Genomic DNA, 5106 nt, shown 5'->3' with positions numbered 1-5106 from the left:
CTGACCTTTACAAGAACCGCTGGCAAGTCGAGCTTTTCTTCAAGTGGCTAAAGCAACATCTAAAAGTCAAGAAATTCTGGGGAACTACTGAAAATGCTGTTCGAATTCAAATCTACGCTGCGATGTGCACTTATTGTTTGGTAGCAATCGTCCAAAAAGACATGCAACTTAACAGAAGTACATATGAGGTTTTGCAGATATTGAGTATATCTTTAACAGATAAAACTCATCTTCGAGACCTATTTGAGAGAACTAAATTTCAATATGACAAAGAACGTTTTAGACTTAATGAGCCAAATTTGTTTAATTTTTAATAACGTCCCAATTTTAATGGGACACTAGTGATCCAATATAATAAAAAGTTTCACTTCTGTCCGACTTAGTTTCTTTATAATAATAATCATTTAATTGATTTTTCACTTGCTCGAAATGGAAGGCTGATGCGTTGTGAGGAGGTCATAGCGTCTTCGCCACCATCACCCGCCTTGGCCTCCTTAAAGTTTTGTCAATTCGCGCATAGTGAAGAATTTTTCAAAACGGCTCCATTGAAAACGGTTTTATATAGAATTGGTCTATATTATTGAGTTACGAACCGATTATAAGGCGTTGATTGTTGAGAATTTCCGCAAAAAAGTATTTTTGTAGGTGGAGTAATATAAAAGATTGATATTGTTTTAATAACCTGAAGATATGGAAAAATCAAAGATTGACTTAAAAGCTGAGCAGCAAAGCTCAATTGAAACACCAAGATATAAATATAGTCTGGCAGCAAAATTTTTCTTCTTTTCAATGGATTTGTTAGCTGGAAAAAAAGACACTCTGCCCAAAACCAAACTATTGGAGATTCTTGCCAGTATTCCCTACCGTGCCTGGGAAATTCGACATTATACCAAACAAACACGCAAGTATAAAGAATTAAAAAGAGTAAGGGATTATCAGGAAGTGATAGACTGGTCGAGGGATGCTCAGGATAATGAGTATATGCATTTGTTGGTTATACATCAGAAAATGGTAGAAGATGGAATGAAAGATACGTGGTATCTTTCAGCATTTATGAGGTTTTTTATCGTTTTATCGTATGTCATCATTGCCAAAATAACAGCTTTCTTTAGTCAAAAAGGTGCGTATCTATTCAATGCTGAATTCGAAAATCATGCAGAACTGGTTTATGCCAATATGGTTAAAGATAATCCGGAGTGGGAAAACCAGCCCATGAACAATGAATTTGTAAAAAAGTATTATATTGATGTCGAAAATTGGGCAGATGTATTTCGTCGTATATCTTTGGATGAGCGTGACCATATGAATCACAGTTTCTTTTTAGCAGGAAAAACAGAGCACATCCATAAATATGATGGGATGCCGGAATTACATTAATTGCTGTAGACGATGATCAAACAATAATAAAAATTAATAGTATGGATACATTTGTGAAATTTAGAATTGTAATAGTTACGTTTACAATTGCTTCGTTTTTTCAATCTTGCACCGAAAAGAAGGAGGAAATTCGTTTTAACAATCCTCTGGTATTGCAAAGAGCAGACCCCTGGGTTCATAAGACCGATGATGGAATCTATTATTTTATAGCAACATCACCGGAATTTGACAGAATTGAAATCCGAAAATCAGAAACAATAAACGGAATTTCTGATGCAGAAGCACATGTAGTATGGAGCAAGCACGCAAGTGGGCCAATGAGCCATCATATTTGGGCACCTGAGCTTCATCGTTTCAACGATACATGGTATATCTATTTTGCAGCAGGAAGATCAGAAGATGTTTGGAGAATCCGAATGTGGGTATTATCGAATGATTCCGAAGATCCTACTCAAGGCGAGTGGGTTGAAGAAGGACAAATTCACACTCAAAGAGACGCATTTGCATTGGATGCAACAACATTTGAACATCGTGGTCAGCGCTATTTAATCTGGACTGAAAACGGGCTAAACGACTTTAGAGGTACAGGCTTGTTGATTGCTGAAATGAAGGATCACGCAACAATTGATGAGCGCGAGGTAATCATAACTAAGCCTGAGTATGATTGGGAAATACAAGGGCATTGGGTAAACGAGGGGCCAGCTGTTTTAAAAAGAAACAACAGGATTTTTGTAACCTTCTCAGCTAGTGCTACCGACCATAATTATGCGATAGGATTATTATGGGCCGATAAAGATTCTGATCTACTTGATCCAGCATCATGGAATAAGTTGCCAGAACCCGTATTCTATACGAACCCTGAATTCAACAGGTTTGGGCCAGGGCATAACAGTTTTACTGTTGCAGAGGATGGGAAAACAGACATTATGATTTATCATGCCAGAGATTATATGGAGTTGCAGGGAAGTCCGTTAAGCGATCCTAATCGTCACACTCGTGCGCGTGTAATTACCTGGACAGAAGATGGTTTCCCGGATTTTGGTCAGGATATTGATGATTGAAGAAAAATGATTTTTAAGAATAATTTGTGTGAGTTATTTGAATATTTTGCGAAGCAAAGTATCACAAGATGGAACAAGCATTTACAGTAAATACAAAAAGGGGCATTGGGCCCCTTTTTGCTTTCAGAATTTTCCAGAGATTTCAGAGACTGTTAAAATTTCTATTAAATCTGTTTTAAAGATTTTTAGATGTTAGGCATTTAGACCGATAGACAAGATTATACAGAAAATAAGATAAATCTAATCGTCTTCCTCAACTATTCTATCTGTCTAATCCAGAATGCCTCGGGATAATACTCTTCTTATCTATAACATATATTAGAGACTAAATTTAAACAGTTACTCCTGTTTTCAGCGTTGCAACACCCTAAAAATTTTTGCTGATTATTTCGTACAACTCCGACTGCTGCTCATCCATTTGCAATAACCTGGATTTGATATGTCTTGAGTCCGGTAAGGTGTATGTTATTTGATACATATTGTGTGTTATCTCAGCTGCTTTCTGTAATGATAATGTTGACTTTTCTAGTTTCAGAACTCGTTCCAATTCTTTGTAGATGCAATATGCTGTAAAAGCAATGCAGATATGTGCTTCAATCCGGTGTCGGAGACGATGAAAGATCGGTCTTATCCTGAGATCTGTTTTAGACATTCGAAAAGCCCGCTCAATATGCCAAAGATTTCCATAGTTTTCAATCACCTGAGCATTCGTTAATTTGGTGTTTGTTACGTAGCCTTTTAGACCATCCCAGCTTGCATCATGCTTGTATTTTTCATAATCAATGTATACTGTCACATCACCTTCGAGTTTAAGATATTTGTTATACCCCCTATTATTGATGTTGGCTTTGGTTAATCGACCTCTTTTTACTTTATCTTCAAGCCTTTTAAGTCCTCGGCTTCGATTATAAGCGTCCTTACGAGCTCGGATTTTTGAGTGATTAATGATTAGTCGTCGGTTAGACCCTCTCGAAAAGCTACAAGTCATGCCATCAGTTAATTTAGAGGCCAGAATTCGTGATTTTATAGTCTCATTTTCATTCTTAATTCTAGCACCCAGAATGTACTCGTAGCCGTTTTCTTCAAGGGCTGTAATGTTGCTTTTTGAAAGTAAACCAGAGTCGGCAATAACTACAGGTTTCTCCAAATTGAACTTCTTACTCATTTTTTCGAGGAAAGGAATTAACGTATGTCCTTCGTAGGCATTTCCTTCAAAAATATCATATCCGATGGCATAACCACCTAGTCCAACTAAAAGACCAATGTAGATTTGCGGACATTGATGCTTTCCGTCTTTGCTAAAACCGGTTTTGCGTAAGTCGTCCTCATTGCTTGTTTCAAAATATAATGTGGTCATATCATAGAAAGCAACACTGATAGTACCGTTCAAAATCTTTTGGGTATGAGCAAAGGCAATCTGCTCTACTTCTGGTTTCAGTTTACTGTTTAGTTTGTCCAAAAACCGATATACAGCATCTATATCCAAACTTTTACCCTCGTAACGATAGAGATAATCAACAGTTTTAAGCTTGCTCAAAGGAAAGGCGATTCGAGAAATGACCAGGTGCCTAAACATGGATTCATTAATGACTCCGAATCCGATATAGTCATAGATTCTTCCGAAAGTGATTTCCGGACCAACTGTGCGGATGCTTGCATTGTGCAGAGAAGCAAAGACTTTTTCTACAGTTGAATCTGCTTCACTCTCAAACAGAATGGGCTGCTGTGATAGTTTTTCGATTTCCTGTTTGGCCAAATTGACAAGCTCTTCAGTTTTGCGCTGTGTGGTGGCGCACCCTACTGTTTTTAATACTTTATAAGTGCCCCGCACCTTCTGAATTACTTGTACAGAAAGGCTTCCAGAGCGATTTTTAAGCTTTCTGACAAACATACTGAAAATTTTGCAACACCCAAATTAAAAAAACAACAATTGATTTACAAGTAGTTAGGCGGGTGTTGCAGAAAAGTGCGGAAGACAAGAAAAAAAGCAAGAAAAGAGGCTGAAAAAAGCCAAATAGAACGCACGGTTGCAAATAAGAAGTTCTTTTATACATGAAAAGAGGCTGTCTAAACTTTTTAGACAGCCTCTTTTTTGTCTGAAATCAGGAACCGGTGCTGTTACTATCTCTCTGTCTTTTACAGAAGTGAACAAACCTCTCTATATCCGGAAAAAAACCTAAATAATCATCTGTTAAGATTGATATTAATCCTATTTAATAATGAACTTAGTAGTAAGATGAGTATTTGAACTCCTAAGTTTAATCAAATATACACCGGCAGCACTTCCCGAAATATTTATCAAGTATTTACTTAATTCTGGTTGAAGAACAATACTGTCCTAAATAATCTTCAGTAGAATTTATTGCTCTTTAAAAATAGTAGTTTTAGCCAGAAACATCTACAATTTCAGAATAAAACCCCCTGTATGTATTTTTGAACTGGTTCAGGAGGTTCATCAAAGGGTTTATCCAACCACTTTTGCAAGTGAATTTTCACAAACATATTCAACCTGATAAACGCAACTAAATTTGACAACCTCCAGCCATATTGGGCTAATGCTTTTAAGTATTTTAGGACAAGTATAGTTATCAAAGCAGTCCATATTTGTATCATTACAGCATTTTCGCTAGTTCCGATGAAAGATTTAATATGAAGGAGTTGCTTTATC

The 5106-nt window shown here is 36.7% G+C and carries 5 protein-coding genes and 1 pseudogene; 3 read left to right on the top strand and 3 right to left on the bottom strand.

Annotation, left to right across the window (positions count from 1 at the left end):
- The 3 genes from B5X70_RS17315 to B5X70_RS17305 form a co-directional block, all read left to right on the top strand.
- Positions 1-314 (top strand): transposase (locus tag B5X70_RS17315; protein WP_143255105.1); only part of this gene is annotated, 314 nt, incomplete at its 5' end.
- Positions 315-690: 376 nt separating this feature from the next.
- Entirely contained in the window at positions 691-1377 is a 687-nt protein-coding gene (locus tag B5X70_RS17310) for an alternative oxidase (protein ID WP_079559162.1), read from the top strand.
- Positions 1378-1418: 41 nt separating this feature from the next.
- Positions 1419-2438, top strand: a complete 1020-nt coding sequence (locus tag B5X70_RS17305) for a glycoside hydrolase family 43 protein (protein ID WP_079559161.1) — start codon at positions 1419-1421, stop codon at positions 2436-2438.
- A 367-nt stretch (positions 2439-2805) separates the two neighbouring features.
- Here the strand turns inward: B5X70_RS17305 and B5X70_RS17300 are convergent, their stop codons facing one another.
- From B5X70_RS17300 to B5X70_RS18435, 3 genes and pseudogenes are all read right to left on the bottom strand, one after another.
- Positions 2806-4329: an IS1634 family transposase gene (locus B5X70_RS17300; RefSeq protein WP_079559160.1), complete on the bottom strand. Its 1524-nt coding sequence runs from the start codon at positions 4327-4329 to the stop codon at positions 2806-2808.
- Between the two features lie 318 nt (positions 4330-4647).
- Positions 4648-4740: a T9SS type A sorting domain-containing protein gene (locus B5X70_RS18615; protein ID WP_157666440.1), complete on the bottom strand. Its 93-nt coding sequence runs from the start codon at positions 4738-4740 to the stop codon at positions 4648-4650.
- A 104-nt stretch (positions 4741-4844) separates the two neighbouring features.
- A pseudogene (locus B5X70_RS18435) lies at positions 4845-5106 on the bottom strand (hypothetical protein); the annotation flags it as partial.

It is taken from the genome of Alkalitalea saponilacus (genome assembly GCF_900168165.1).
GTDB lineage: Bacteria > Bacteroidota > Bacteroidia > Bacteroidales > Marinilabiliaceae > Natronoflexus > Natronoflexus saponilacus.
The sequence above is the reverse complement of the archived record's forward strand: the minus strand, read 5'-3'. Positions and strand labels throughout refer to the sequence as shown.